The 22,063-nt window shown below is 71.6% G+C and carries 23 protein-coding genes; 8 read left to right on the plus strand and 15 right to left on the minus strand.

Annotated features, from left to right (window positions below):
* Positions 1-2: 2 nt before the first annotated feature.
* The 3 genes from sdhD to V5F67_RS00160 form a co-directional block, all read right to left on the minus strand.
* Positions 3-401, minus strand: a complete 399-nt coding sequence (sdhD, locus tag V5F67_RS00150) for a succinate dehydrogenase, hydrophobic membrane anchor protein (protein ID WP_394021020.1) — start codon at positions 399-401, stop codon at positions 3-5.
* An 11-nt stretch (positions 402-412) separates the two neighbouring features.
* Positions 413-814, minus strand: coding sequence for a succinate dehydrogenase, cytochrome b556 subunit (gene sdhC / locus V5F67_RS00155; protein WP_394021019.1), 402 nt, complete (start codon positions 812-814; stop codon positions 413-415).
* Between the two features lie 243 nt (positions 815-1,057).
* Positions 1,058-1,741 (minus strand): OmpW/AlkL family protein, encoded by a 684-nt coding sequence (locus tag V5F67_RS00160; protein ID WP_394021018.1) that lies wholly within the window; start codon positions 1,739-1,741, stop codon positions 1,058-1,060.
* 333 nt (positions 1,742-2,074) lie between these two features.
* Between V5F67_RS00160 and V5F67_RS00165 the strand changes: the two genes are divergently transcribed.
* The gene (locus tag V5F67_RS00165; protein ID WP_509210590.1) at positions 2,075-3,121 is read left to right on the plus strand and encodes a prolyl oligopeptidase family serine peptidase; all 1,047 of its coding nucleotides are present in this window, start codon (positions 2,075-2,077) and stop codon (positions 3,119-3,121) included.
* 33 nt (positions 3,122-3,154) lie between these two features.
* Here V5F67_RS00165 and V5F67_RS00170 read toward each other — a convergent pair whose 3' ends face one another.
* Entirely contained in the window at positions 3,155-4,204 is a 1,050-nt protein-coding gene (locus V5F67_RS00170) for a MaoC family dehydratase (protein WP_394021016.1), read from the minus strand.
* A 125-nt stretch (positions 4,205-4,329) separates the two neighbouring features.
* On the opposite strand from V5F67_RS00170, the gene V5F67_RS00175 reads away from it, so the two are divergent.
* Positions 4,330-5,247 (plus strand): cation diffusion facilitator family transporter, encoded by a 918-nt coding sequence (locus tag V5F67_RS00175; protein WP_394021015.1) that lies wholly within the window; start codon positions 4,330-4,332, stop codon positions 5,245-5,247.
* A gap of 33 nt (positions 5,248-5,280) precedes the next feature.
* Here V5F67_RS00175 and V5F67_RS00180 read toward each other — a convergent pair whose 3' ends face one another.
* The 10 genes from V5F67_RS00180 to V5F67_RS00225 all read right to left on the minus strand — a co-directional run bounded on the left by V5F67_RS00180 (position 5,281) and on the right by V5F67_RS00225 (position 15,172).
* A complete protein-coding gene (locus V5F67_RS00180) occupies positions 5,281-5,484 on the minus strand; it encodes a DUF1737 domain-containing protein (RefSeq protein ID WP_394021014.1) in 204 nt (67 codons plus the stop codon).
* A gap of 131 nt (positions 5,485-5,615) precedes the next feature.
* Positions 5,616-6,332, minus strand: a complete 717-nt coding sequence (locus tag V5F67_RS00185) for a DJ-1/PfpI family protein (protein ID WP_394021013.1) — start codon at positions 6,330-6,332, stop codon at positions 5,616-5,618.
* Positions 6,333-6,354: 22 nt separating this feature from the next.
* A complete protein-coding gene (locus V5F67_RS00190; protein ID WP_394021012.1) occupies positions 6,355-7,239 on the minus strand; it encodes an HpcH/HpaI aldolase/citrate lyase family protein in 885 nt (294 codons plus the stop codon).
* Positions 7,240-7,360: 121 nt separating this feature from the next.
* Positions 7,361-8,512 (minus strand): SGNH/GDSL hydrolase family protein, encoded by a 1,152-nt coding sequence (locus tag V5F67_RS00195; RefSeq protein WP_394021011.1) that lies wholly within the window; start codon positions 8,510-8,512, stop codon positions 7,361-7,363.
* Between the two features lie 145 nt (positions 8,513-8,657).
* Entirely contained in the window at positions 8,658-9,140 is a 483-nt protein-coding gene (locus V5F67_RS00200) for a F0F1 ATP synthase subunit B family protein (protein WP_394021064.1), read from the minus strand.
* 20 nt (positions 9,141-9,160) lie between these two features.
* Positions 9,161-9,769: a F0F1 ATP synthase subunit B gene (locus V5F67_RS00205; protein WP_394021010.1), complete on the minus strand. Its 609-nt coding sequence runs from the start codon at positions 9,767-9,769 to the stop codon at positions 9,161-9,163.
* 163 nt (positions 9,770-9,932) lie between these two features.
* Entirely contained in the window at positions 9,933-10,160 is a 228-nt protein-coding gene (locus tag V5F67_RS00210; RefSeq protein WP_394021009.1) for a F0F1 ATP synthase subunit C, read from the minus strand.
* A gap of 70 nt (positions 10,161-10,230) precedes the next feature.
* Positions 10,231-10,983: a F0F1 ATP synthase subunit A gene (locus tag V5F67_RS00215; RefSeq protein WP_394021008.1), complete on the minus strand. Its 753-nt coding sequence runs from the start codon at positions 10,981-10,983 to the stop codon at positions 10,231-10,233.
* Between the two features lie 161 nt (positions 10,984-11,144).
* Positions 11,145-11,408 (minus strand): AtpZ/AtpI family protein, encoded by a 264-nt coding sequence (locus V5F67_RS00220; RefSeq protein ID WP_394021007.1) that lies wholly within the window; start codon positions 11,406-11,408, stop codon positions 11,145-11,147.
* A 311-nt stretch (positions 11,409-11,719) separates the two neighbouring features.
* A complete protein-coding gene (locus V5F67_RS00225; protein WP_394021006.1) occupies positions 11,720-15,172 on the minus strand; it encodes a chromosome segregation SMC family protein in 3,453 nt (1,150 codons plus the stop codon).
* 328 nt (positions 15,173-15,500) lie between these two features.
* On the opposite strand from V5F67_RS00225, the gene trxA reads away from it, so the two are divergent.
* Together trxA and V5F67_RS00235 are read left to right on the plus strand one after the other, a co-directional pair.
* Positions 15,501-16,439 (plus strand): thioredoxin, encoded by a 939-nt coding sequence (gene trxA / locus V5F67_RS00230; protein ID WP_394021005.1) that lies wholly within the window; start codon positions 15,501-15,503, stop codon positions 16,437-16,439.
* 44 nt (positions 16,440-16,483) lie between these two features.
* Positions 16,484-17,158, plus strand: a complete 675-nt coding sequence (locus tag V5F67_RS00235) for an LON peptidase substrate-binding domain-containing protein (RefSeq protein ID WP_394021004.1) — start codon at positions 16,484-16,486, stop codon at positions 17,156-17,158.
* Positions 17,159-17,382: 224 nt separating this feature from the next.
* Here the strand turns inward: V5F67_RS00235 and V5F67_RS00240 are convergent, their stop codons facing one another.
* On the minus strand, positions 17,383-18,744 hold the full coding sequence (locus tag V5F67_RS00240; RefSeq protein ID WP_394021003.1) for a flavin monoamine oxidase family protein: 1,362 nt from the start codon (positions 18,742-18,744) through the stop codon (positions 17,383-17,385).
* 134 nt (positions 18,745-18,878) lie between these two features.
* Here V5F67_RS00240 and rlmN point away from each other — a divergent pair, with 134 nt between their 5' ends.
* The 4 genes from rlmN (at position 18,879) to V5F67_RS00260 (ending at position 22,056) form a co-directional block, all read left to right on the plus strand.
* Positions 18,879-20,108, plus strand: a complete 1,230-nt coding sequence (rlmN, locus tag V5F67_RS00245; protein WP_394021002.1) for a dual-specificity RNA methyltransferase RlmN — start codon at positions 18,879-18,881, stop codon at positions 20,106-20,108.
* A 28-nt stretch (positions 20,109-20,136) separates the two neighbouring features.
* Positions 20,137-20,520 carry a VOC family protein gene (locus V5F67_RS00250; RefSeq protein ID WP_394021001.1) on the plus strand — a complete coding sequence of 128 codons (384 nt, stop codon included), beginning with the start codon at positions 20,137-20,139 and terminating at the stop codon, positions 20,518-20,520.
* Between the two features lie 7 nt (positions 20,521-20,527).
* Positions 20,528-21,097, plus strand: coding sequence for a hypothetical protein (locus tag V5F67_RS00255; protein ID WP_394021000.1), 570 nt, complete (start codon positions 20,528-20,530; stop codon positions 21,095-21,097).
* A 92-nt stretch (positions 21,098-21,189) separates the two neighbouring features.
* Positions 21,190-22,056, plus strand: coding sequence for a chorismate mutase (locus V5F67_RS00260; RefSeq protein ID WP_394020999.1), 867 nt, complete (start codon positions 21,190-21,192; stop codon positions 22,054-22,056).
* Positions 22,057-22,063 lie beyond the last annotated feature (7 nt).

A 22,063-nucleotide genomic window follows, 5' to 3' on the forward strand; every position in this document is an offset into this window, starting at 1 on the left:
GGTCAGCCTCCCACGCTGATCTTGATGATGGCGAAGGCGCCGGCGAGGGCGATCACCGTGGTGAAGAAGGTGTTGGCGATGATGAGGAGCACCTTGGTGCCCTCGGTGTGGACATAGTCCTCGATCACCACCTGCATGCCGAGGCGCATGTGGATGGACACCGACAGCAGCGTCAGCAGCAGCACCACCGCCACCAGCGGGTTGCCGATCACGGAGCGCGCATGCTCGTAGGTCGAGCCGGCGAGGCAGATGACGATGCCGATGAAGGCGATCGCCAGGATCAGGTTGGCAAGCGCGGTCACGCGCTGGAGGAAGAAGTGCTCGGTGCCGGAATGGGCGGAGCCGAGGCCGCGCACCCGGCCGAGGGGCGTGCGCATGGGGGTGTGGCTGGGGTTGCTCATGTGCCCTCTCCTCAGCCCTTCAGCGCCAGGCCGATGATCCAAAGCAGCACGGTGAGCACCACCGAGCCGGCGAGCGTCGCCTTGGCGAGCAGCACGCGCTCGTTCGGGCCGAAGCCGTGGATGAAGTCCCAGATGAAGTGGCGGATGCCGCCGAGCGCGTGGTGCAGCAGCGCCCAGGTGAAACCGAACAGCACCAGAAGGCCGACGGGCGAGCCGGCGATGCCCATGAAGGCGTCGTAGGCGCCGCGCGAGGTGGCGGCGGCGAGGAGCCACCAGACCAGCAGGATCGTGCCGAGATAGAGGCCCACCCCGGTGATGCGATGCACAATCGACATCATCATCGTGAACAGCGGCCGGTAAATCTGCAGGTGGGGTGAGAGCGGACGCTCGACCCGGGGCGGGCTGTCGGCCATTGGGGCCTCCTTAGAAAATTGGACGATCAGGTATCCCAATCGTGACCAGTTCGCAACGATTCCAAAGCACGCCGCGTTCGTTTATGCCCGCCAGGGCGGGTCGGCAATTGGCTTTACGTTGCAGGCGGGGCGGCGGCGCACGCGGGCATTGCTGCATTGCCGCTGAAATGAAGGCGGCGCAAACGAAAAACGCGGCGCCGGGAAACCCGACGCCGCGTGAAAGTGAAAATCTGGAACGCCGGCTCAGAAGCGATAGGTCACGCCGGTGCCGAAGATCCAGGGATTGAGCTGGGCCGTGCCGGTGAGCTGCGCGCCGCCCACGGTGACGGTGAAGTCGGGCTCCAGGAAGATCTTCTTCACGTCGAAGTTGATGCCCCAGTGCCTGTCGATCATCCAGTCGAAGCCGGCCTGCAGCGCCCAGCCGAAGCTGTCGTGCACGTCGAGCTGCGTCACCGCGGGGTTCGAGGTGCTCTGGCTGAAGAAGGCGGTGTAGTTGATGCCGGCGCCGATATAGGGCTTGAACGGCCCGAAATCGGTGAAGTGATACTGCAGGGTCAGGGTCGGGGGCAGCAGCCACACCTTGCCGATCTGGCCGAGCCCGGCCAGCGAGCCACCGCCGTTGATATCATGAGGCGTGACGCCGAGGATGAGCTCAGCCGCGATGTTCTTGGTGAAGAAGTAGGTGATGTCGAGCTCAGGCACCACCGAGTCCGAATAGGACAGGTCGGAATTGGCCACGCCGTTCACCCAGCCGCCGCTCTCGGGCATCACGTACAGAGCACGCACGCGGATCATCCACGGGCTCTCCGGCTCCGGCACCGCCGGCGCCTTGTAGACCGGCGTCGACATGTCCGCCGCAACTGCTCCGCCCACCGACAGGGCCATCAGGCCTGCGGCAAGCGCCATCCCCATACCGAATCTGGCCATGGCCCGACCCCCGATTTTGTAAATTTTCAATGAGCAGACTGTTTCATCCGGGGGGCCTGCGAGAATTTGATCCAGATCAAATTTTCCAAGGTCGCGCCCGACATGTGGCGATGCGGCAACAGGATCGCCGCAGGCGCGCCGCAATCGCGTCGCATGGCTCACGATCTCTCGGGGCAGCGCCAACCTCATGCTGGGCAAGGATTTCACGTAATGCGGCATCTGCCGAGGAGGGTCGCGGGAGCGCTCGAGGGCGCCCGGCTGGGGGCGCGCCTGCGTCAAAGTTGCTATCGCGCCGCCCCAGCCATCCTTCCGATCGTCCTGCTCGCGCTCGCGATGAGCGGCGGCGCGGCGGTCGCCGACGTGCAGGAGCACCACCTCAAGGTCGTCGGCGAAGAGCGCCGCTACCTGGTGGTGAGCCCCGATTCGCCGCCGGGCCAGCCGCCGGGGCCGCGCCCGGTGCTGATCGCCCTGCACGGCGCCATGCAGACGCCCGAGAGCTTCAGGGCCTATAGCGGCCTCGACGCCGCCGCCGAGGCCAACGGGTTCGTGGTCGTCTACCCCGAGGGCGAGGGCAAGGTCTGGAACGACGGCCGGCCCGCCGCCATGCGGCTCAAGCTGATGCTGCGGCCGGGCGACGACGAGGCGTTCCTGATCGCGCTCGCCCGCAAGCTGGTGGCGGAGGGCATCGCCGACCCCGCGCGCATCTCCCTCGCCGGCATCTCCAACGGCGGCTTCATGGTGCAGAAGATGGCCTGCGAGCAGGCCGGCCTGTTCGCGGCCTATGTGGCGATCATGGCCACGGCGCCGGCCAACTACCGCGAGGAGTGCCGCCCGTCCCGGCCGGTGCCGATCCTGTTCATCCATGGCACCGCCGACGCCGTGATCGCCTATGACGGCTTCTGGACGCCGGTCGGCGCCACCCTCTCCGCCCCCGACAGCGCGGCGCTCTATGCCCGGCTCGACGGCTGCGCCGGTCCCGAGCAGCGCACCCTTCCCGACCTGGACCCGTTGGACGGCACGCGGGTGGTGGAGCGGCGCTGGCCGTCCTGCCGCGACGGCGCTGTGGTGACGCTCATGAGCGTCGAGCGCGGCGGCCACCAGTCGCCGGCGCGGGTGGACACGCGGCCTGACCTCGCGACGCCCTTCCTCGGCCTGCGCAGCCGCGACATCGATGCCGGCGAGGAGATCTGGCGCTTCGTCTCGGCCTTCTCGCTGCCGGTGGAGGGCAAGCCCGCCGCGAGCCCGCCCGGGGCGTCGAAGCCCGCCGGGTCCAGGCCGGCGGCGGGCGCTCCCCTGCCCCGGCCGGCACCCGAGCGGACCCGCGCCCAGAACTCCAACGGCCAGAGCACGGGCGCGCCGCAGGGCGCCTCGGTCCGCTGACCGTCGCCGCAGGGCGCGGCGCGCGCGTCCCGGTCAGTGCGGGATCAGCACCCAATAGTCGAGGTCGAGGATGACGCTCGGGTCGTACTCGTCGCCGTTCTTGTAAGGGAAGTCGGCGCACGGGCGGTCCTTGGTGGCGATGGTGCGCACCCGGAGCGCGCCGACGTCGTCGCGGCCGGGGATGGCGGCGGCGTCGAGGATCTCGCTCCAGGCGTGCACGGTGAGCCCGGCGAACAGTGGCGCCACGTGCCGTCCGGCATTGATCGCCGCCACGTGGAAGGCGTTGGCGAGCCCGTTGAAGGAGAGGGAGCGGGCGAGCGAGATCACGTGGCCGCCATAGATCAGGCGCTTGCCGAAGCGGCCCTGGCCCTCGGTGAACTGGTTGAAGTGCACCTTGGCCGTGTTCTGGTAGAGGCGGGTGGCGATCATGTGCTCGGCCTCCTCCACCGTCATGCCGTCCACATGGTCGATCCGCTCGCCCACCTCGTAGTCGGCGAACCGCGCCGGGCTGCCGGAGAGGTCGAAGCGCCAGGCCTCGATGTCGAGCGCCGGCACCGCGTCGCCGAGCGCGTCGGGGGCGAGCGCGGCCGGCAGCGTCGGCACCACCGGCGCGGGCGCGGGCAAGGACGGGTCCTTCTTGCGCACCATCACCCAGCGCACGTAATCGAGCACCTCGGTGCCGTCCTGGTTGAAGCCGGTGGAGCGCACATAGACGACGCCGCTCTGGCCGTTGGAGTTCTCACGCACGCCGATGACCTCGGACACCGCGGTCAGCGTGTCGCCGGGAAAGACCGGGGCGAGGAAGCGCCCGCCGGCATAGCCGAGGTTCGCCACCGCGTTCAGCGAGATGTCGGGCACGGTCTTGCCGAACACCATGTGGAACACCAGCAGGTCGTCGAGCGGCGCGCGCGGATAGCCGAGGTCCTGGGCGAAGCTGTCGGCCGACTGCGCGGCGAAGCGCGTGCCGTAGAGCGCGCTGTAGAGGCTCGCGTCGCCCACCGTGAGGGTGCGCGGCGTCGCGTGGCGGATCACCTGGCCGACCGCGAAGTCCTCGAAGAAGTTGCCGGAACTGGTCTTGGTCATCTCTTGCCCCCGGTGAAGGCACCCAATGTGGCAGAGGCCCCGCGTGCGGCGCAACAGGGGTTGACGGCGGCGCATGGCTGGGCCTTTTGACAGCAGGGCGCAAAATCGAGCGGCGGGGTGCGAAGGTGTCGGGATCGGCGAGCCAGAAACTGTCCTTCCAGGCGATGATCTTCACCATCGCCCTGTTCTCGCTCTACGTGGTGGCGGCGAGCTTCACCAATTCCGCCGCCATCTTCACCGACCTGCTCGCCACGTCCTTCGACCTGACGGCGCTCACCACCTGCTGGCTGGTGCTGCGCCTCGCGAGCCGGGCCAATCCCGGCCGCTACGCCTACGGCCTCGGCAAGCTGGAAAATCTCGCCGAGATGATGATCGCGGTGCTGCAGTCGGCGCTGGTCATCATCGCCAGTTCCCGGGCGGTGGCGCTGGTGCTCCATCCCCAGCCGGTCGAGGGCGCCGGGCCGGGCCTTGCGGTGGCCGCACTGGCGGTGATCGGCAACGCCTACTTCAACCGCAAGGCGCTGCGGCTGGCGCGCGAGACCAAGTCGCCGGTCCTGGAGGCGCAGGCGCGCGTGCATCTCGTCTCGACCATCGGCAGCCTGTCGGTGTTCATCGGCACGCTGATCGCGTCGACGTTCCACACCATCTCCTGGATCGCCTATCTCGATCCGCTGGCCTCGTTCATCGTCATCAGCTTCATGGTCTACAACATCTGGGCCATGCTCTCGAACTCGGTCGGCTCGCTGCTGGACCAGGCGATCGGCGAGGCGGGCCAGCTGCGCATCCTTCGCGTGCTCACCAAGCATTTCAACGACTTCGACGAGCTGGGCGACATCCGCACCCGCCAGCTGGGCGGCAAGATGATGGTGGAGCTGCATCTGGGCTTCGAGAACGACTGGAGCGTCGAGCAGGCGCGCCAGGCGGTGTGGCGCATCACCAAGGCGGTGAAGAAGGAATTCACCGACGCCGGAGACGAGGTGGACGTGGCGGTGGTGCTGCTGCCGGCCGGTCCGAGCGACGGGGCGGAGACCGCCTACGCCTGAGCCCCGCAGGGAGGGCCCAGACCGTTCCCTCCCTCAATGGTCGGAGAGGTTGACCTCCTCCGACCACTCGCCGGGCACCTCCTTGACGATCGCCTGCCCGCAGATGACCCGCCCCTTCGCCGGATCGAAGGTCAGCGTCGGCGCGCCGTAAAGCTGCCAGCCCTTGTTGAGGGCCGCCGAGACGCGCTTGCAGAAGGCGGTGTCGTCCGGACCGGTGAGGTAGCGGTAGAGCTTCATCTCGAAATCCTCTTAGAGCGCGATCCGATCAAATTGACTCAATCTGATCGGTGAATTGCCCTCTAACTTAATGAGAGAGAACGCGTTATCCGATCAGCTTGCAATGCAAGCTGATCGGCGCGTGCTCTAGGTCAGCCGGCGCGCAGCGGCACGCCGAGCCGCGCCCCGACGCGGCGGGCGGTCTCCTCGCGTTCCTGCTGGAACTTCTGGGTCCGCGCGCGCACCGCGGCGACGAGGGCTGGGTCCTCGCGGTCGCGCGGCGGGAAGGCGGGCGCCGGCTGGTATTCGATGGCGAGCGCGATGCGGCGCGCCTCCTCCTCGCCCGCCAGCTCGACGGCGAGCCGCAAAGCGAGGTCGGTGCCGGACGAGACGCCCGCGCCCGTGAAGCGGTTGCCGTCCACCACCACGCGCTCCTCCACCGGGATGGCGCCGAGGAAGGCGAGCTGCGGCAGCGACAGCCAGTGGCAGGTGGCGCGGTAGCCCATGAGCAGGCCCGCCGCCCCGAGCACCAGCGAGCCGGTGCAAACGGAGGTGACGTAGCGCGCGCCCGCCGCCATGCGGCGCAGGAAGGCAAGGGTCTCCTCGTCCTCCATCAGCGCCAGCTGGCCCGGCCCGCCGGGCACGAACAGCACGTCGCAGGCGGCGATGTCCTTGAACCGCGCGGTCGGCATGATCCTGAGGCCGAGGTCGTCCTCCACCGGAGCCTTCGCCGTCTTCCAGGCGAGCTCCACCTTCGCCCCGGCGATGCGCGCCAGCACCTCATAGGGCGCGGTCAGGTCGAGCTGGGTGAAGCGCGGGAACGCCAGCATGACGATGTTGAGGGGCCCGGCGGGCGGCGTCTCGGCCATGGTGCGCACCTTCCTGTTCCGTTCAGCCCTTGGCGGCGATGGCATCGGCGAGCGCGACCGTGCGCTTGGCCATCTCGGCGTGCAGCAGCTCCACCATCCGCCCGTCGAGGGTGATGACGCCCTTGCCGGCATTCTCCGGCAGCGCGAACGCGGCGATGATGGCGCGCGCGCGCTCCACCTCGGCGGCGGGCGGCGAGAAGGCGGCGTTGCAGGGCTCGATCTGCGAGGGGTGGATCAGCGTCTTGCCGTCCATGCCGAACTGGGCGCCCTGGGCGCACTCGGCGTTGAAGCCGTCGAGGTCCTGGAACTGGTTCCACACTCCGTCGAGCACGTCGATGCCCGAGGTCCGCGCGGCGGCCACCACCAGCGAGAGCCAGGCCACCATGGGCGCGCGGCCGGGCACCAAGGCGGCGCGCGTCTCCTTGGCGAGGTCGTTGGTGCCGAGCACGAACACCTGGAGCCGGGTGAGCGGGTCGCGCGCCGACAGGGCGATGGCCTTGATATCGAGGATGGCGAGCGGGGTCTCGATCATGGCCCAGACCCGCGTCGTCTCGGGCACCGCGAGCGCCTTCAGGCGCCGGCCCACGGTGACGAGCTGCTCCACCTCCTGCACCTTGGGCAGCAGGATGGCGTCGGGCGCGGCGGCGGCGGCGGCATCGAGGTCGTCCGAGCCCCAGGCGCTGTCGAGGCCGTTGATGCGGATCACCACCTCGCGCGGGCCGAAGCCGCCCGCCTTCACCGTCTCCACCACCCGGGCGCGGGCCTCGACCTTGGCGTCGGGAGCGACGGCGTCCTCGAGGTCCAGGATCACGCCGTCCGCCGGCAGGGTGCGCGCCTTCTCCAGCGCGCGCGCGTTGGAGCCGGGCATGTAGAGGACGCTGCGGCGCGGACGGATCGACATGGACAAGTGCCCCCTCGGGTCGATGCGGATCAAAGCTCGACCTTAGAGCGCGGCCGGCCGGCCGCAAAGATGCGGCGGTGCAAAACCGCGGGCCCGCGTCCGCCGCGCGGCGAAGCGGGCGGGACGCCTATTGCGACGCCTCCGCGGGGGGCGGCCAGGAGAAATCGTCGGCCCGGCCCCGCACCGGCGGCGGCGGCACCCCTTCCATCAGCGACCGAGCCGGGGCCGAGACCGGGACCGCGGCCGGCGTGCCGCGCGCGCCGGCGGGGGGGCCGGCCAAGGCGGCGGGCCGCTCCGTCGGCCCACCCGACATGCCCGCGGAAGGACGGGCCGGGTCCGCCAGAATGCGGTCGAGGTCCTTCTGCACGAAGAAGGCGAGCTTGCGCCCGCCGGCACGGGTGAAGCGGATGCCGTCGTTGAGCCGCAGGCGCCGGCGCTGGCCGTCCACCGCCGGACCGAACACGGCGAACTTGCCTTCCTCGTCGACGAAGCCCTCCCAGACGTCGGCGAACGGGAAGCCGGCGCGGGCGGCGCGCGAGCGCAGGATGTCGTTGAGCCGGCGGTAGTCGTCGGACACCGTCGTGCTCTGCACCGGCGCCAGGCCGACCACGATCACGCGCGGGGCCACGGCGCGCAGGGCCGTCAGCACGTCGTCCACCCTCTTGGCGTAGAGCTCCATCCAGCGGTCGGTGAGCGGCTGGACCATGACCTCCCCGTCCTTGATGGGCTGGAGGTCGTCATTGCCCATGGCGAGCACGGCGACGCTGGCGCGCGCCGCCGCCACCGCCTCGGGGAAGCGCGGCGGCCAGTCGACCGGCGTCGGCAGGTAGCCGCTCTCGTCGGCGATCGTCTCGATCACCGCGACACGGGCGCGGTCGCTCACATAGGCGTCGGCGAGACCCTGGGCGAGCTGGCCGGCGATGCGGTCCCCCATCACCAGGATGAACTGGCTCTGCGGCTGCTTGCGGCCCTGGGTCGCCGCGTCGGCGCTCTGATAGACGACGCCCTCCGGCTCGGCCGGCTTCTTCGGCGCCGGCTTGGGCGCCTCCGCCGGCTGCTGCGGCGCGAACATGTCGCCGGGCGCGAACCAGGGGCGCCGGTTGCGGGGCGCCTGGGGCACCACGCCGGGCGGGCAGATGAAGAGGAAGCAGCCCTGCTGGGCGAACACCGGCTCGGCCGGCGCCATGCCGACGAGCGCCAGCGCCGCGAGCGCGAGCATCCTCAGGAAGCCCGGCAGACGCGGGGGCAGGCGCGGACGACGGGTGCGCGAGAGCCACATGCGGCAAGCATTGGCCCAGGCTCGCGGCGGATTCAAGACGCAACCGAAGCCGGTGGGGTTCGGGATGCCGTTCCGCGCATGCAGAAAGGGCGCCCGCGCGGAACGGACGCCCTCCATTCACTCGGACCCGGCGGTACCGCCCGGCTCAGTTGAGCTTGGACTTGACCTCGGAAATGGCGTTCGACACCAGACGCGCGCCCGCCTCGCCGGTGGCACCGACGGCGAGGAGCCCCTCGGCGGCCTTGGCGGCCGCGTCGGCGGCGATGGAGCGCACGTCGGAGATCGCCTGCTGCTCGGCCTGGGCGATCTTCTCCTCCGCCATCCTGGTGCGGCGGGCGACGAAGTCCTCGATCTTGGCCTTGGCGTCGGCGGCGAGGCGCTCGGCCTCGGCCTTGGCGCCGGTGATGATTGATTCGGCCTCGGCCTCGGCCTCGCGCTGCTTGCGCTTGAACTCGGCCACCAGCTTCTGCGCCTCCTCCTTGAGGCGGCGCGCCTCCTCCAGCTCGGCGGCGATGCGCGCGCCGCGCTTGTCGAGCCCGGCGGCGATGGAGCGGTGCGCCCCGGCATAGAGCACGATGCCCACGAACACCACGAAGGCGACCGCGACCCAGACCTCGGCGAGAGCCATCTCGTTCATCTTGGTGATCCTCAGGCCGCGTCGCGCTTGGAGAGGACGCCGTCCACCGCCTTCTCGACATCCGGCGCGGCGGGCGCGGTGCCGATCAGGGTGGAGACGATGGAATGGGCCGCGTCCACGGCGATGCCCCGCACGTGGGTCATGGCCTCCGCCTTGGTGGCGGCGATGCGCGCCTCGGCGGTGGAGAGCTTGGCGGAGAGGTCCGCCTCCAGCGACTTGCGGTTGGCCTCCGCGTCCGCATTGAGGCGGTTGCGGGTGTCGGCGGCGATGGAATTGGCCTTGGCGCGGGCCTCGTTCAGCGCCTTCTCGTAGGCCTGCTGGGCGGCCTCGCTCTCGGCGCGGTGCTTGGAGGCCTCTTCGAGGTCGTCGGCGATTCGGTCGTGCCGCTCTTCCAGGATGCGGCCGATGCGCGGCAGCGCCACCTTGCTCATCAGGTAGTAGAGCAGGCCGAAGGAGAGCACGAGCCACAGCAGCTGCGAGGCGAAGGTGGTGGCGTCGAAGGGTGGGAAGTGGGGCTTGCCGCCCTCGGCCGCCAGCAGCGGACCTGCCGACAGGCCGGCCATCAGGCCCGCGAGCGCGATGGTCCGCGTCCATGGAAGCGTCATGGAAGTCTTGGTCATGGCACGCCCGCCTGCCTCAAATGATGTCTTCGACCCCGCCCGACGAGGGACGGGATCGCATCCGGAATGCAACCGGGCAGCGGTCGCGAGGCGAGGAAAGGCCCCGCCGACGGTCCGCCACCCTTAAAGCGCGGGAGGTGAGCCCTCCCGCCCCGCGGCCAGATCAGGCCACGAACAGCAGCACGAGGGCGACGACCAGCGCGAAGATGCCGAGGCCTTCCGCGAGCGCCGCGCCGATGAACGCGCGGGCGAACTGGCCGTCGGCCGCCGACGGGTTGCGCAGGGCGCCCGACAGGAAGTTGCCGAAGATGTTGCCCACGCCGATGGCCGCGAGGCCCATGCCGAGAGAGGCGAGGCCGGCACCGATGAACTTTCCGACTGCAGGATCCATTTTACTCTCCTTGAGAAACCGTCGTTGAACGTTGAAATCCGGCCGCGGCCGCCGCGTCCGGGCCGGCCGGTCAGTGGCCGGGGTGGATGGCGTCGTTGAGGTAGATCGAGGTCAGCACCGCGAACACGTAGGCCTGCAGCACCGCCACCAGCAGCTCCAGCGCGGTGAGCGCCACGATCATGAAGAAGGGCAGCGTCGCGCCGAACCAGCCGACGACGCCGGCCGACGCCAGGCCCACCACGAAGAAGGCGAACACCTTGAGCGCGATGTGGCCGGCCAGCATGTTGGCGAACAGACGCAGCGACAGGCTGATGGGGCGCGAGAGGAAGGACACCACCTCGATCACCACCAGGAACGGAAGCAGGAAGGCCGGCACGCCCGAGGGCACGAACAGGTGCAGGAAGTGCGAGCCGTGCTTCATGAAGCCGTAGACGATCACGGTGCCGATCACGAGCAGCGCCAGCGCCGCGGTGACGATGAGGTGGGCCGTGACGGTGAAGGTGTAGGGGATCAGCCCCACGAGGTTCGCCACCAGGACGAACATGAACAGCGAGAACACGAGGGGGAAGAACACCATGCCCTCGTTGCCGGCCGAATCGCGCACCATCTTGGCGATGAACTCGTAGCTCATCTCCGCCGCGGACTGCGCCCGGCCCGGCACCAGGGTGCGCCCGCGCGTCGCGAAGGTAAGGAAGAAGAAGATGATGGCGACGATGCCGAACATGAAGACGGCAGCGTTGGTGAAGGAGAACTGGACGCTGCTGATGTTCAGCAGGTCGACGTAGCGCTTGATCTCGAACTGGTGGATCGGATCGACGACCATCCGCCTACGCCCCCTTCTCGCGGCGGCCCGAAGCCGCCAGTGCGCGGCGTGCGCCGCCTTCATGACCTGTGCGGCGCCCGCCGCCCATTCCGTCCGGCGGATGCGCCGCCAGCCTTCAAGATTCCGGCTGGCCTGCCGCCGACACCTCTCGGCGCCGTCTCTTACAGGGCCTTGCCGCCGCCGCGACTGCGGCCTTCCGCCGCGCGCAGCATATTCAGCACGCCGGCGCCGAAGCCGACCAGCGTGAACACGATCAGCCCCCAGGGCGAGATCGCGAGGAAATAGTCGATCCCGTAGCCGATGAGCGAGCCCACCAGAACGCCGGAAACGAACTCGGCGCCGAGCCGGAACGCCAGCGCCACACCCGAGCCGGAAGACGTGTCAGGACCGCTCTTGCCCTGGGGCGCCTGCGACCTGGAACGCACCTTCCCGAGAGAGGAATCGAGGTCCTGAAGACGCCGCGAGAGCTCTCCGTCACTGGGCCGGGAAGCCGGCGCCCCGCCTTCGGCCGATACGTCCCCACCGCTCGTCCGATCGCTCGGCGACCGGCCGCGGGAAGCATCACTCGGGTCGGACATGGCGCCCACTCCGGCTCAGGTGGCAGACAGCAGCCTCCCCCTTGAAACCGCGGCGCAACATAGTTGCGGCAAAAATGAGTGTCAAGGCGCACGCAGAACGGCGCAATTTATTGAAATAACTGAATAAAATTGTGGCTGCGACATCCTGGGACGCAGCGTCACCCCGCCTCGCGCAGGCGCTCGGCTGCCTGGAGGTCAACCGACACCAGCCGCGACACCCCGCGCTCGGCCATGGTGACGCCGAACAGCCGGTTCTGGCGCGCCATGGTGATGGGGTTGTGGGTGATGGTGAGGAAGCGCGTGTCGGTGAGGCGCGTCATCTCGTCGAGCAGGGTGCAGAACCGCTCCACGTTGGCGTCGTCCAGCGGCGCGTCCACCTCGTCCAGCACGCAGATCGGCGCCGGGTTGGTGAGGAACACGGCGAAGATGAGCGCCATGGCGGTGAGCGCCTGCTCGCCGCCGGAGAGCAGCGACAGGGTCTGCGGCTTCTTGCCCGGCGGCTTGGCGATGATATCGAGCCCCGCCTCCAGCGGGTCCTCGGCCTCGGTCAGCACCAGCTGCGCCTCGCCGCCGCCGAACAATGTGTCGAACAGCTTCTTGAAATGCGCGTCCACCACCGCGAACGAGGCCTGGAGGCGCTCGCGCGCCTCGCGGTTGAGGCTCTGGATGGCGCCGCGCAGGCGCTTGATCGCCTCCACCAGGTCGTCGCGCTCGGTGACGAGGGCGGTGTGCTGGCCCTCGGCCTCCTCCAGCTCCACGTCGGCGCGCAGGTTCACCGCGCCGAGGCGCTCGCGGTCGCGCTTGGCGCGCTCCAGCTTCTCCTCGATGGCGCGCGGATCGGGCAGCGGCCCGTCGATGTCGAGGCCGGCCGCCTCGCGGGCGAGCTCGGGCGGACCTTCGAGGGCGTCGGAAATCTCGCGCTGCACGTCGTCGCGGCGCTGGCGCGCGGCCTCCAGCCGCGCCTCGGCGCGGGCCGCCTCGGCGCGGGTGCCGGAGAGCGCCTCCACCGCGTCGCGGGCCGCCTTGTCGGCGGCGGCGAGCGCGGCCTCGCCCTCGGCAAGGCGGTCGGCGGCGGCGCGGCGGGCGGCCTCGGCCTCCTCGGTGGCGGTGAGCAGCGCCCGGCGCTGGCGGATGATCTCGCCCGGCGCGTCCTCCAGCGCCTCCAGCTCCGCCTGCGCCTCCGCGCTGCGGGCCTCGATGGCGGCGAGGCGCTCGCCGGCGCCGCCGGCGCGCTTGCGCCAGGAGGATTCCTCCGCCGCCAGCGTCTCCAGCCTCCGGCGCCGGGCGGATGTCTCGCGGCTGAGGCCGTCGAGGGCGGCCTTGGCCTCGGCCATGGCGGCGCGGCGCTCGCCGGCCTCGGCGCGGGCGCGGGAAAGGTCGGCCTCCAGGAGGTGGGGGGCGTCGAGCGCGGCGAGCTGGGAACCCGCCTCCTCCAGGTCCGCTTCGCCCTCCTCCTTGGCGGCGACGAGGCGCGCCCGCGCCTCGCCCAGCGCCGAGAGGCGCGCGAGATGCTGGGCAGCCCTGCGCTCGGCGGCGGCGAGGCTCTCGCGCGACACCTCCGCCGCGCGCTGGGCGGCGCGGCGCGCCTCGCGGGCGGCGGTCTCCTGCCGGGCGGCGGCGGCGAGCGCCTCCTGGCGCTCGGCTTCCGTGGCGCGCAGCTCGTCCAGGGCGGCGCGGGCCTCCTCGGCCTCGGCCTCGATGTCCGCGAGCCGGTTGCGCTCGGCGAGGCGACGGGCGGCGGCGGTGGGCGCGTCGGCGGCGGCGACCACGCCGTCCCAGCGCCAGAGGTCGCCTTCGCGCGAGACGAGGCGCTGGCCGCTCTTCAGGCTGCGGGCGAGGCTGGGGCCGAGATCGCGCGTCACGATGCCCACCTGGGCCAGGCGCCGCGCCAGCGCGGGCGCGCCGGAGACGAAGCGCGAGAGCGGCGCGGCGCCCTCCGGCAGCGCCGGGTCGAGGGCGTCGGGCGCGGCGCCGGCCCAGCGGGCGGGGGCGGCGGGGTCGACGGGCAAATCGAGATCGTCGCCGAGCGCGGCGCCGAGCGCCATCTCGTAGCCCTTGGCGACGGTGATGAGATCGGCCACCGGCGGGAAGCCGTCGCCGGAGGACATGAGCAGCTTGGAGAGCGTGCGCGCCTCGGTCTCCAGCCGGCCGAAGCGGGACTGGGCCTCGGCCAGAGCGGGGCGCAGCTCCTCGGCCGCGCGGCGGGCGGCCGCATGCTCCGCCTCGGCGAGCGCGGTGGCCTCCTCGGCCTCGGCGAGCGCCTCGCGGGCGGCCTCGGCCTCGGCGCGGGCGGCCTCCAGCGCGTCGGTGCCGGCCTCGCGGCGGTGGCGCGCCTCCTCGGCCTCCACCGAGGCGCGCTCGGCGGCATTGCGCACCAGCCGGTCGCGCAGCTCGCGCACCGACTGCTCCAGGCTGGAGCGGCGGGCGCCGAGGTCGGCGAACAGCGTGGTCTTCTCCTCCAGCGCCTTCTCCGCCTCGGCCAAGGCGGCGGCGATCTCCTCCATGCGGTCGCCGGCGATCATCTCCGCCTCGGCGGAGGCCTCCTGCTCGGCGGCGAGCGCCGCGCTCTCCTCGGCGAGGCGCTCCAGCACGCCGGAGGCGTCGGCCGAGAGCGCCTTCTCGCGCTCCAGGTCCTGGGCCAATTGGACGATGCGCCGCTCCAGGTCCTGGCGGCGGGCGGCGATGCGCGCCTCTTCCTTGTCCAGCTCGCCGCGGGCGAGGACGAGGCGCTGGAGCGCGGCGGCGGCCTCGGCCTCGGCCTGGCGCAAGGGCGGCAGCTCGTGGGCGGCGATGGCCTGGAGCCGCGCCGCCTCGGCCTGGATGCGGGTTGTCTCGGCGCCGTCGCGCACGCTCGCCTCCACCGCGCGCTCGGCCTCCGCGAGCGCCTGCGTCACCTCGCGCCAGCGCAGCCACAGCAGGGTCGCCTCGCACTGGCGGATCTCGGCGGCGAGGCCCTTGTAGCGCACGGTCTGGCGCGACTGGCGCTTCAGGCTCTCCACCTGGGAGCCGAGCTGGGTGATGACGTCCTCGACCCGGGCGAGGTTCTGCTCGGCGGCCTTCAGCCGCATCTCCGCCTCGTGGCGGCGGGCATGGAGGCCGGCGACGCCCGCCGCCTCCTCCAGGATGCGGCGCCGGGCATTGGGCTTGGCGCCGACGATCTCGCCGATCTGCCCCTGGCGCACCAAGGCCGGCGAGCGGGCGCCGGTGGAGGCGTCGGCGAACAGGAGGCTCACGTCGCGCGCGCGCACGTCGCGCCCGTTGATGCGGTAGGCCGAGCCGGAGCCGCGCTCGATGCGGCGCACCACCTCCAGCTGGTCCCACTCGTTGAAGCCGGCGGGGGCCGTGCGGTCGGAATTGTCGAGCTGGAGCGCCACCTCGGCGGCGTTGCGCGATGGCCGCCCCGTGGTGCCGGCGAAGATCACGTCGTCCATGTCCTGGGCGCGCATGGCCTTATGCGAGCTCTCGCCCATGACCCAGCGCAGTGCCTCCACGAGATTGGACTTGCCGCACCCGTTCGGGCCCACCACGCCGGTGAGGCCGGGCTCGATGAGGAGGTCGGTGGGCTCCACGAAGGTCTTGAAGCCCACGAGCCGCAGGCGGTTGAACTTCATGGCACCCGCCGCAGGCGGTTGAACGTCATCCGGTGGGAACGCTTCCTTGCTATGGCCGCTCGATCTGCCAGCCTTTGCCGGTTGTGGTCAAATGGAGCCTGCCCGCCCGGGCTGCGCCGGGCAAGCCGCCCGCCGGCCGCGTCCACAGGCGGCGGCGCGTCGTCCCCGGCTTTCGGGCCGCGCCGGAGGGGCGCTGCGCGCATTCTGCGGGTTCCACCCCATGGCGGAAGGCGGTAGAAGCGGCGTCGGGCCGATTGCGCCGGCGCGGGCGATGCCCATCTAAGGGGCGGATGTGAGCCGCGAGGTCCGGCTCTCAAGGGGTAAGGCTATGCTGTTCAACCAGACGGGCGCCCAAGGAGGCGCGACACAGGGCGCGGCACAGACCGGTCCGGCGGGCGCGGAGGCGGTGACCGACACCACCACCCAGACCTTCATGGCCGACGTGATGGAGGAATCCAAGCGCCGCCCGGTCCTGGTGGATTTCTGGGCCCCCTGGTGCGGCCCTTGCAAGGCCCTCGGCCCGATCATCGAGAAGGCGGTCCGCGCCACCAAGGGCAAGGTCAAGCTGGTCAAGATGAACATCGACGAGCACCCGGCCATCCCCGGCAAGCTCGGCATCCAGTCCATCCCCACCGTCTATGCCTTCGTCAACGGCCAGCCGGTGGACGGCTTCATGGGCGCGCTGCCCGAAGGTCAGGTGAACGCCTTCATCGAGCGCCTCATGGGCGGCCCCGCCGATGCCGGCCTCGAGGAGGTGCTGGCCTCGGGCGAGGCCGCGCTCGCCGAGGGCGACGTGACCGCCGCCGCCGAGATCTTCGCCGCCGTGCTCGCCGAGGAGCCCGACAACCTGAAGGCCCTCACCGGCCTGGTGCGCGCCCAGGTCCAGGCCGGCGCGCTGGAGCAGGCCAAGGCGACGCTCGCCATGGCGCCGGCGGACAAGCAGAGCGACCCCCTCGTCTCCGCCGCCCGCGCGGCGCTGGAGCTCGCCGAGCAGGCGCAGTCGCTGGGCGACCTCGCCGGCCTCGCCGCCAAGGTGGACCTCGACCCGGCGGACCACGCCTCCCGCTTCGACCTCGCTCTGGCGCTCAACGCCAAGGGGCGCCGCGAGGAGGCGCTCGTGCACCTGCTCGACATCGTCAAGCGTGACCGCTCCTGGAACGAGGACGCGGCCCGCAAGCAGATCGTCCAGCTGTTCGAGGCCTGGGGGCCGACCGATCCGCTCACCGTCTCCGGCCGTAAGAAGCTGTCGGCGATCCTGTTCGCCTGACGGCGCCGCGCGGACATCGCGCGGGCCGAGAAAGGAAGCCGAACGTGGCGGCAAAGCGGACCTATCTGTCGCCGGCGGACGTGCCGCCGGTGGTCCCGGTGTTCCCGCTCTCGGGGGCGCTGCTGCTGCCGCGCGCCGAGCTGCCGCTCAACATCTTCGAGCCGCGCTATCTCGCCATGGTGGACGACGCGCTGTCCGGCGCGCGGCTCATCGCCATGGCGCAGCCCGACCCCGGCGCGGCGCCCGGCCCGCACGGGCCGCAGGTGTTCAAGGTGGGCTGCCTCGGCCGGCTGACGCAGTTCTCCGAGACCGGGGACGGGCGCTACCTCATCACGCTCACCGGCGTCGCCCGCTTCACCGTCCTGGAGGAGGTGGAGGCGCTGACCCCCTACCGCCAGTTCAGGATCGACACCGCCCCCTTCGCCGCCGATTTCGACGCCAGCGCCGGCGAGGGCGAGGTGGACCGCTCGGCGCTGCTGGCGGCGCTCGCCGCGTTCCTCGAAGCCAACAAGCTCGATGCCGACTGGGACGGCATCCAGCAGGCCGGCACCGAGATGCTGGTGAACACGCTCTCGGTGATCTCGCCTTACGGGATACGGGAGAAGCAGGCGCTGCTGGAGGCGCGGACCCTGCGCGAACGGGCCGAGATGCTGGTGGCCATCACCCAGATGACGCTCGCCCGCACCACCCCCGGCGACGGCGAGGGCTCGCTCCAGTAAGGCCCAAGGCTGGCTCGCGCGCCGTCACCACCCCATCAGCACCGTCATGGCCGGGCTCGTCCCGGCCATCCACGCCCCGCGGCGTGGCGCGCAAACATCCAAGGTATCGCGACGGCGGCACGGCCTGGATGCCCGGCACAAAGCCGGGCATGACGGCGTCGGATGCCGGTCGCAGTCCAAACCCAGCCGCTGGGCGGAACAGCCCTGAGCACTGAAAGGCGATTCTATCCCGCGCGCTGGCCGGTGAGGATGCCCACCGCCTGGGCGGCCGCGCGCTCGCCCGACTGCCACGCCCCCGCGAGCGTGCCCCACAGCGTCTCATGCGCGTGCTCGCCGGCGAACAGGAGCCGGCCCGAGGCCACCTCGGTGAAGGCGCGGCGCAGGTTGCCGGCCCCCGGCAAGGCGCAGGAGAAGGCGCCGAGGGCGAACGGCTCCCTGGTCCAGCGCGTGGCGCTGACGCGCCCCGCCTTGCCCGCCGCCTGGGCGCCGAACTCGCGCGTCAGCGCCTCGCGCACGAAGGCGCGCGCGCCTTCGGGCGGGCCGCCGGCGAGGGCCGTGGCCAGCGCGCCGCCCACGTCCAGCCCATAGAGGTCGGTGCCGCCGATGCGCGCCGTGAGGGCGGCGGAGCGGCTGGTGGCCGCCTTGAAGAAGATGCGCTCGTCCGGCCTGAGGTCCAGCGGGTTTCCGGGCAGCTCGAAGGCGATCCGGTCGAACGCGCCGAGGGTGATGCGCTCCACCGCCGTGCGGTAGCGCGGCACCAAGCCGGGCGTGATGCGGACGGCGCCGGAGAGGATCACGCTCGGCGGCACGGCGAGGATCACCACCCGCCCCGTGAGCGTGCCGCGGCTGGTCTGCACCGAGACCTGGCGGCCGGAGAGGTCCACGGTGCGGACCTGCGTCTCCAGGCGCACGGTGAGCGGGGCAGCGAGCTTCGCCACCATGGCGCCGAGGCCCTGGCGGCACATCAGATCGCCCTCGCGCTCCTCGGCGCGAGAGAAGTCGACGGTGGAGACCTCCTCCAGCTCCTTGGCGCACGTGAAGGGGCCGGTGATGAAGTGGGCGCTCGGTCCGAACGCGCCGAGATCGGGCAGCACGCGCGCCGCCGGCTGGTCGCGGCCGGCGTCGCCGGCGGCGATGATGGCGCGCTCCGCCCGGCGCACGGTGGCGGCGAAATCCTCGTATTCGGCGTCGTTGGCCTCCTTGCCGCCGAGATAGAGCCGCGCCGGCATGGGCACCGGGACCACGTCGAGCCCGGCGGCGCGGCCTGCCTCCGCGAGCGCCTTGCCCCCTGGCAGGTAGATGCGGCTCGCGCCCATGTCGAACGGCACGCCGAAGATCTGGGTGTCGGTGCGCGCGCGCCCGCCCACCCGGCTCGAGGCCTCCAGCAGCGCGTAAGAGTGCCCGGCCTCCGCCACCTTGCGGGCGGCGGCGATGCCGGCCGCCCCGGCGCCGACGATGATCACCTCCGCCTCGCCCGCGCCCCGCGTCTGGCCCAGCGCCCGGGCGGCGCCGAGCGGCGCGGCGGCGAGGCCGGCAGCTCCGGCGAGGACGGCGCGGCGGGTCAGGGATGGCGAGGTCGGAGGCACGGGCGGCGGGTCTTCGGCTGCGGTTTCCGGAGCGCGGACGCTAGCATGGGGCCGCCGCTCCGGCGAGGGCGGGCCTTCCCCCCTTCCTTGGCCCCTTATGGAAAGCCGCCACAATCGGCATTATGTGTGGCGCCATGACCGTTGCAGCCCCCATCGCCCCTTCCGCCCCGACCGACCCCGGCCTCGCGCCCGGAGCCGGCGCCGCCCTGCCGTCGCTGGTGGGGCTCGACCGGGAGAAGCTCGGCTCCGCGCTCGCCGCCATCGGCGTTCCCGAGCGCGAGCGGCGCATGCGCGTCAACCAGCTCTGGCACTGGATCTATCTGCGCGGCGCCACCGACTTTGCGGAGATGACCAACGTCTCCAAGCACCTCAGGGCGCGGCTGGAGGAGGCGTTCACGCTGGCGCGCCCCGAGATCGTGATGGAGCAGGTGTCGCAGGACGGCACCCGCAAGTGGCTGCTGCGCTTCCCCGCCGATTTGCCGGGCGAGAAGCCGCACGACATCGAGGCGGTCTACATCCCCGAGCGCGACCGCGGCACGCTGTGCGTCTCCTCCCAGGTGGGGTGCACGCTCAACTGCTCGTTCTGCCACACCGGCACCCAGCGCCTGGTGCGCAACCTGGCCGCGGCCGAGATCGTGGCGCAGGTGATGGTGGCCCGCGACCGGCTCGGCGACTATCCCGGCCGCGCGCGGGCGGTGGGCCCGGGCCTGCCCACCGAGGGCGACCGGCTGGTCACCAACATCGTCTTCATGGGCATGGGCGAGCCGCTCTATGCCTATGACAGCGTCAAGGAAGCGATCGAGATCCTCGCCGACGGCGACGGCCTCGGCCTCGGCAAGCGCCGCATCACGGTGTCCACCTCCGGCGTGGTGCCGGAGATCGAGCGCCTCGGCGCCGAGGTCGGCCCCATGCTCGCCATCTCGCTGCACGCCGTGCGCGACGATCTGCGCGACGTGCTGGTGCCCATCAACAAGAAGTATCCCATCAGGCAGCTGATGGAGGCCTGCCGCACCTACCCCGCCGCCTCCAACGCCAAGCGCATCACCTTCGAATACGTGATGCTGAAGGGGGTGAACGACAGCCCCGCCGACGCCAGGGCGCTGGTGAAGCTGCTGGAAGGCGTGCCGGCCAAGATCAACCTGATCCCGTTCAACCCCTGGCCGGGCACCCGGTATGAGTGCTCCGACTGGGAGACCATCGAGCGCTTCTCGGACATCGTCTTCCGCGCCGGCTATGCGAGCCCGGTGCGCACCCCGCGCGGGCGCGACATCCTCGCCGCCTGCGGGCAGCTCAAGAGCGAGAGCGAGAAGCTCTCCGCCCGCGAGCGCCTCGCCTTGCGCGCCATGATGGCGCAGGAAGACTGACCGCAACCCGCCCCATGGGAGAGCCGCCATGCTGGACCATCTCGGACTCTCGGTGCAGGACGTGGAGCGCGCCCGCGCCTTCTACCTCGCCGCCCTCGCCCCGCTCGGCTACGGCATCGTCATGGAGGTGAGCGCGCAGGAGACCGGAGCCGGCGCCTTCGTGGGCTTCGGCGCCGGCAAGCCGGACTTCTGGATCAGCGCCAAGCCGGTGCTCTCCGGCCCGGTGCATGTCGCCTTCCGCGCCCCGAGCCGCGCCGCGGTGGATGCCTTCCATCAGGCGGCCCTGGCGGCCGGAGGCCGCGACAACGGCCCGCCGGGACTGCGGCCGCACTACCATCGCGACTATTACGGCGCCTTCGTCATCGATCCCGACGGCCACAATGTGGAAGCCGTCTGCCACGCGCCGGAGTGAGCGCCCCATGGACGACCTCGCCCGCCTGCTGCTGCGCTTCCTGCTGGTGCCGCTCGGATATCTCGCGGCGGTGATCGCGGGCGCCTGCGTGATCCTCGTCGGCGAATGGCGCATCGGCACGCTGTTCACGGCCGCCGACCCCGGCGAGCAGGCCATGGGCGTCATGATCGCCATCGTCACCTCGGTGACGGTGCTGGTGCTGCTGCTCATGGTCATGTGGCTGGTGGCGGCGGTGGGCATCCTGTTCTCGGAAGCGTTCGCGGTGCGCTCGTGGATGTTCCACGCCGCCAACGGTGTGGTCTCGGCCTGGATCGGCGCCCAGCTCTTCGCCCCCTCCGACGGCAGCGCCGCCGTCACCAGCGATCCCTTCTACGTGGTGGCGGCGGGGCTCGCGGGCGGGCTCGCTTACTGGCTGGTGGCGGGCTCGTCGGCCGGCTTCTACAAGCCGATCCTGCGCGCGGCGGCCGAGCGGGCGGGCGCCAGCGCGCCGCCCCGGCCCCTGCCGCCGCCGGATTCCGCGCCCCCGCATTCTGGGCCCCCGGGGCGCGGCGCGCCGCCCGCCGACGCAGCTCCCTGACGCCGGGCGGTGGCGCGGCCGCGAGACGCTCGGCGCAACTATCCTTTGCGTCCGGGCGCCGTTCCCGCTAAGCCTTCGCGCCCGAGCGTCCCATGAACCAGCCCCCGTCCACCATAAGCCTGTCGGACCTGCGCGCCGAGATCGACCGCATCGACGAAACGATGCACCGCCTCCTCATGGAGCGCAGCGAGATCATCGAGCGCCTGGTGCAGGTCAAGCGCACCGGCGGCGCCGAGGGCGGCTCCGCCTTCCGCCCGGCGCGCGAGGCCGACATGATGCGCCGCCTGGTGGAGCGCCACGGCGGGCTGCTGCCGCTCGACACGGTGGAGAGCATCTGGCGCGTCATCATCGCCACCTTCACTTTTGTCCAGGCGCCCTATGCGGTGCACGCCGACATCTCGGGCGGCGAGCCGGTGATGCGCGACAGCGCCCGCTTCCATTTCGGCTTCACGGTGCCGTTCACGCCCCACATGGGCGCCGAGGCCGCGGTCGCGGCGGTCGCGGCCTCCACCGGCGACCTCGGCCTGATCGCCGCCGCGCCGGCCGCGGCCACCACGCCGTGGTGGCGCGCGCTGGAGGCGCCGGAGGCGCCGAAGATCATCGCCCGCCTGCCGTTCGTGGAGCGCGCCGACCATCCCGCCGCTTTGCCGGTGTTCGTGGTGGCGCATCCGATCCGCGACGCCGCCGTGACGGACGTGAGCGTGCATTCCCTCCATGTGTCGGGATGGAGCGCGCGCGCCGCCCGTGCCATACCCTCCTACGCCGAGACCATCGTCGTGGCCGATGTGGCATCCCACGCGGCGCCGCGCGAGGGGGCCGCGCTGCTGGTCAGCCTGCCGGAGCGACGCGCCATCGCCGAGGTGGCCGCGGCCCTCGCCGGGAGCGGCGCGGAGGTTTCGTCGGCGGTGCCGGTCGGCAGCCACGCCGCCGTCTACAGACTGGACCAGACCGGGGCCTGACAGCGCC

It is taken from the genome of Xanthobacter pseudotagetidis (assembly GCF_043194795.2).
Lineage (GTDB): Bacteria > Pseudomonadota > Alphaproteobacteria > Rhizobiales > Xanthobacteraceae > Xanthobacter > Xanthobacter tagetidis_A.